The organism is Alienimonas chondri, from assembly GCF_013036045.1.
In the GTDB taxonomy this organism is placed as follows: domain Bacteria; phylum Planctomycetota; class Planctomycetia; order Planctomycetales; family Planctomycetaceae; genus Alienimonas; species Alienimonas chondri.
On the sequence record NZ_WTPX01000238.1, the window covers coordinates 1 to 4,778 of the forward strand.

Below are 4,778 nucleotides of genomic sequence, written 5' to 3' on the forward strand. Positions count from 1 at the left end.
ACAACAGCCCGACCGCGGACAGGGCGGCGCCGGCCCGACGGCGGGCGGGGGAGAGGTGATGGAACATGCGAAACAGCTCGGGCGGAAGGGCACGGGGGCCGACGGCGGCACGCCGCGTTCTAAAACCTACCCGCTCCGTCGGGGCGTGCGGGACCGCATCGCCCCGCGCGATCGGGTCCGGCCCATGACCTACCGGGCGGCGCCGGCGGACGCGACCGCACGGGTCGGAGCGGGGTTGTTCCGGATTCGACGCGGCGGGAGACTATTTGAATGAAGTTCTCGCCCCTCCCCCCGCGGACGGCTCTCCCCGCCGCTCTCCCCGCGGCGTTCTGCACGGTCGCAGTGCTCTGCCTGACCGCAGCCATCGGGTGCGGCGGTTCCGACCCCGCTCCGGCCGAGGGCACGACGAACGCCGACGCCCCGGCGCCGACCGACGACGCCCCCCCCGCAACCGTCGCCGTGAAGGGCGACACCGGCATCGCTCCCTTCACGGACCCCGCCGGGCGGAAGTGGCTCAACAAATCGATTCCCTACGACGCCTTCGCCACCGCCCCGGATCGGGCGCCCGGCAGCGTCGCGACCGCCGCCCCGACCGGCGGCGGGCGGGGCGCGTTGCTGGCGAACATCGGCGCCGGCATGTCCGCCCCCAGCACAACGCCCGCCATGAGCGGCGCCGGACGCGGGGCGATGGCGCCCTCGATGGGGATGGGAACCGGGGCGGTCGGCGAGGAGGAGATGGGCGAGGATGCGAGCGGCTGGGGCGCCGTGATCTCCGCCGAGGATCTGCGGGACGAGATCAAACGCGCCCGCAACGTGATCGCCGCGGCGGTCGGCACGGTGGCGGCGTTCAACAACGCTCAGGCCGAGCTGCCCGTCGACGCCGCGACGCTGGCGGCGATGGCCCAGATCACCGCGGAGCACCCCGGCGCCGTCCCTTGGAAGGAACACGCGGACGCCGTCCGCACGCTGGCCGTCCGCGTGGGCGAAGCGGCCGGTTCGCGGGGCCGCACGGCCCGGGACGAAGCCCGCGAATCGTTCGACCCGCTGGACTCGATCCTCGGCGGGAACCCCCCGCCGGACGACGCCGTCGCGGAGTTCGACCGCCAGCTCGACGCCCCCCGCGGCGAATTGATGAAGCGGATGAGCACGGCCCTCAAATATCTTCAACAGGAAGCCCCCGACGCCGACGTGATGGCGGCCAACGGCGGCGAGTTGGCCCGGCAAGCCGCGGCCCTGGCGGCGCTGAGTCGGTTCACCGCCCACGAGGCGTACGACAACGCCTCCGAGCCGGACTACCAGCAGTGGGCGAACGCTCTGACCGCCGCCGCCAACGACGCGGCCCGCAACGCCCGCGACACGCCGGACTACACCGCCTATCGCGCCGCCGTCGACCGCGCCGCCGCCGCCTGTGCCGACTGCCATGGCGTCTATCGCTGAGCCGGCGGTCCGAGCAGGATTCTCATGGGTGGCTGGGGCAGAAGGGAGGGAGACGCCAGCCGACCGACCGGATGCCCCAGAACCAGCGGCGCCCGCACTGTTCTCCCCTTGATCGCACGCCACTGGTTCTGGGGCATCCGCTTCGCTCCTGCCCCAGCCACCCCTGCTTCTCTCGATCGACGTTCGCCCTGTCCGTGTCCGCCTCCGAACCGCCCCCCGCCGAATCCTCAGACGTGGAATCCCCCGAGATGGCGGAGGGTTCGCGACCGGAACGCCGTCGCCGGTCGCGAAAGTCCCGGCTGATGATTCTCGTCCGCCGCGTGCACCTTTACGCGGGGCTGTTTCTGCTGCCGTGGGTGTTTCTCTACGGCGTGACGGGGGCGATGTTCAATCACCACGAGTTATTCCCGTATCCGACGATCGAAACGGTCGACGCGGGCGGGTCGCTGGTCGGCTTACCGACGCCGGAAGCGCTCGCGGAACAGGTCACCGCGGCCCTCGACGCCCAAACGGCGGACGCCGCGGTCGCCCTCCACCCGGACGCCGTGCCGGAATATACCGGCGACCTCATGTTTGAAACCTGGGAGGGCGGCGCCCGCCGGGTCGTTCACCTCGACCCGATGACCGGGGCGGCGTCCGTGGAGACGTTCCCGGAGAACGAGGAGAAGCCGGAGGCGCTGCTGAAAGCGACAAACCTCAAGCTCTCGCCGGACCCGTTCCTGGACGGCCAGCGGGACGCGCAAACCGTGTTGCAGCGGGCGGGGATCGATCAGAAAAGGCCGCCGAAGCCGCTGGGGTGGACGAAGCTCAATTATCTCGTCACGGTCGACGGGGAGCCGGCCCGCGTGACGTACGTTCTAAAGGACGGGCACGTCGATGTGGAACGCTATACCGGCGAAGACGGCATGAATCCCCGGGCGTTCTTCTTGCGGTTGCACACCTCGCACGGACAGCCGCCGCATTGGAACTATCGGTTTATCTGGTCGCTGTTCGTGGACGCGATGGCGATCGCGATGGTCGGCTGGGGTCTGACCGGACTGGTGATGTGGTGGACGATCAAGCGTACCCGTCGCATCGGCGCCGTCGTGCTGGTCGCCAGCGTCGCGACCGCGGCGGTGATGTTCTTCGGCATGGAATCCTATTACGCTGGGACGAAGCTGTGAGGGCGCCGGCCTCGCAGCGTCACTTTAATAAAAACCTTCAAAACCATGGCTTTCCAACCGATCGCAGATCGCTCCCTGCCGACGGCGCTGAAGGTCGTCGGGGCATTGTTTTTGATCGCTGGCTTCTGGGCATTATTCGGAATGATTCTCAGCCTATTGCCCGGTCATGCTAGGCATGTGCGACTCGACTTCAATGTTATCTGCATCGCCGTCGGGCAGGGGCTTCTGCGTTTGAGGCCGGGCTGGCGGACCTGTGCGCTGGTGATTCTTTGGGTCGGGTTCGTTGCGCTCCCGGTCCACGGTCTGTTCCTTCTAGCGGAGTCTCGTGACACGCCCCCAATCGGCGGCCTCCTCTTGGACGCGTGTTACTTTGCACTCGTCCTCTGGCAATACTGTGTCCTCACTCGGCCAGACGTGCGGCGGTTGTTCGGTGTGGCGGACCGGCGGACCGGCGGACCGACCCATAGCCGGAGATGGATTGATCCAGTTTGACGCCGCCGCGGCGATCCCTGGTTGCCGTCGCGGGGCGGGTGTGAAAGATCGACCGTCCCGCCGCCGCTCCCGCCCTGCGTCCCAAGGCGGTCAGCCGTCCCGCCGCGCCGCGCAGGACGGGCGAGCCGGCCCCGGCGGAGGCGCCGACTCCATCCGCCAAACCCCGCAGCGGGTTCTTCTACGGTTGGATCATGGTGCCGGTCGCGGCGCTGCTGCACGCCGGCACGGGGGTCGGACAGACGTACGGGGTGAGCGTGTTCAACCCGCTGATCCTGGCGGATCTGGGGGTCTCGGAGACGGCGCTGTCGTTGACGTATATGGTCGCCTCGCTCGCCGCGGCGACGCCGCTGCCGCTGGTGGGCGTGCTGATCGACCGCTACGGCTTGCGATTGGTGGCGGCGTTCCTGGTCGTCGGGCTGGCCGGCGGGTGCATTCTGACCGGCGCCGCACAGAATCTCGTTGTCCTCGCCTTGGGCTTCTTTCTGCTGCGAGCGTTGGGACAGGGGGCGTTGACGCTGGTGGCGGCAAACACCCCCGCGATGTGGTTCGACCGCCGACTCGGCCTCGCCGGCGGGCTGGTGGCGCTGGGGCAGAGCGCCGCGATCGCCTTTCTGCCGGCCCTGTTTCTATTCGTGGTGTCCGGCTATGCAGACGCTGAGGAGACCGGCGGCTTCGCGGGCCTCGGCTGGCGGGACGGATATATGTTCCTCGGCGTGGCTAACGCGACGGTTCTGCTGCCGGTGTTATGGTTGATCTATCGCAACCGGCCGTCGGACGTCGGCCAGCAGGTCGACGGCGATGCCCGGGTCAGAACGAGCGACGAGATTCGGGCCGATGCGGTCGACGACGTGTTCGACGAACCCTTCGAGGAGTCGTCCCCGGCCGCCCCGAAGGCCGTACCGGCGCCGCGGGTCTCGCTGACGGCCCGGCAGGCGTATCGCACGTTTCAATTCTGGTTCGCCGCGGGGACGCAGGCGACGTGGGGGATGATCGCGACGGGGCTCTTTTATTATCTCATCACGATCCTGGGCGAGCGGAACGTCGGTCCCGCGGACGCCGCCGTCTGCTATACGGTCTTCGCCGGAGCGATGGCGTCGTGGCAGTTCCTCGGCGGATTGCTCGCCGATCGCGTGCCGCCGCGGTTCCTGCTGAGCGTCTTCGGCATGCTGGCGGCGGCGGGCTGCGGGCTGATGTTCGTCACCCACGATCGTTGGATCGCCTGGGCGGCCTGGGCCGCGCTGGGTTCGGCGCAGGGGCTGGTGGGGGTGACGATGAACGTGCTCTGGCCGCGGTTCTTCGGCGTCGCGTCGCTGGGCGCGATCCGCGGCTCGGTGCAGACGATCGTCGTGGCGGCGTGCGCCGCGGGGCCGGTGATCATCGCCCTCAGTCGGCAGGAACTCGGCTCGGAGAACCCGGCGCTGATCCTGTTTGGCGGGATGCTGCTGACGATCGCCGCGACGGCCCCGTTCCTGCGTCCGCCGGTTCGGGCCTGACGGCGGGCCGCATGGCCGACGCGGAGGCCGATCGGCGGTAGTTTGGGTGCGGATTCATGGAACAGCCCCCCGCCCCGCAAAAGGGGCACTTCAGCGTTTGGGAGCCGATATGAAACTCCAGCCCGGCCCCGCACTTCGGACAGGGGAAGGTGCGTCCCTTCCCGCGATCGGTCAATTCGCCGGCGAATCGGGT

Annotated in this window: 4 protein-coding genes; all 4 read left to right on the forward strand. The window is 69.2% G+C overall.

Annotated features, from left to right (window positions below):
* Positions 1–274 (forward strand): hypothetical protein (locus tag LzC2_RS20270; protein WP_171189848.1); only part of this gene is annotated, 274 nt, incomplete at its 5' end.
* Positions 271–1,437: a hypothetical protein gene (locus LzC2_RS20275; protein ID WP_171189849.1), complete on the forward strand. Its 1,167-nt coding sequence runs from the start codon at positions 271–273 to the stop codon at positions 1,435–1,437. The genes LzC2_RS20270 and LzC2_RS20275, both read left to right, overlap by 4 nt.
* A gap of 302 nt (positions 1,438–1,739) precedes the next feature.
* The gene (locus LzC2_RS20280) at positions 1,740–2,600 is read left to right on the forward strand and encodes a PepSY domain-containing protein (protein ID WP_171189850.1); all 861 of its coding nucleotides are present in this window, start codon (positions 1,740–1,742) and stop codon (positions 2,598–2,600) included.
* A 683-nt stretch (positions 2,601–3,283) separates the two neighbouring features.
* Positions 3,284–4,585 (forward strand): MFS transporter, encoded by a 1,302-nt coding sequence (locus LzC2_RS20285; RefSeq protein WP_171189851.1) that lies wholly within the window; start codon positions 3,284–3,286, stop codon positions 4,583–4,585.
* Positions 4,586–4,778: the final 193 nt, after the last annotated feature.